This is a genomic window from Enterobacter sp. FW301-JW81, assembly GCF_058788735.1.
In genome coordinates this window covers 1-566 of record NZ_JBYTBA010000017.1, presented here as the reverse complement: position 1 = coordinate 566, position 566 = coordinate 1, and the positions used below count along the sequence as shown (strand labels likewise).

The window sequence follows — 566 nt, the reverse complement described above, 5'->3', positions numbered from 1 at the left end:
CGTGCTAATCTGCGAAAAGCGCCGGCGAGGTGATATGAACCTTTGACCCGGCGATGTCCGAATGGGGAAACCCAGTGTGTTCCGACACACTATCGTTAACTGAATACATAGGTTAACGAGGCGAACCGGGGGAACTGAAACATCTAAGTACCCCGAGGAAAAGAAATCAACCGAGATTCCCCCAGTAGCGGCGAGCGAACGGGGAGCAGCCCAGAGTCTGAATCAGCTTGTGTGTTAGTGGAAGCGTCTGGAAAGTCGCACGGTACAGGGTGACAGTCCCGTACACGAAAGCACACAGGTTGTGAACTCGAAGAGTAGGGCGGGACACGTGGTATCCTGTCTGAATATGGGGGGACCATCCTCCAAGGCTAAATACTCCTGACTGACCGATAGTGAACCAGTACCGTGAGGGAAAGGCGAAAAGAACCCCGGCGAGGGGAGTGAAAAAGAACCTGAAACCGTGTACGTACAAGCAGTGGGAGCACCTTCGTGGTGTGACTGCGTACCTTTTGTATAATGGGTCAGCGACTTATATTCTGTAGCAAGGTTAACCGTATAGGGGAGCC

The 566-nt window shown here is 52.7% G+C and carries 1 rRNA gene; it reads left to right on the top strand.

Features of this window, described 5'->3' with window-relative positions:
* Nucleotides 1-566: ribosomal RNA gene (locus AC3WOK_RS23365) — 23S ribosomal RNA — on the top strand; the annotation flags it as partial.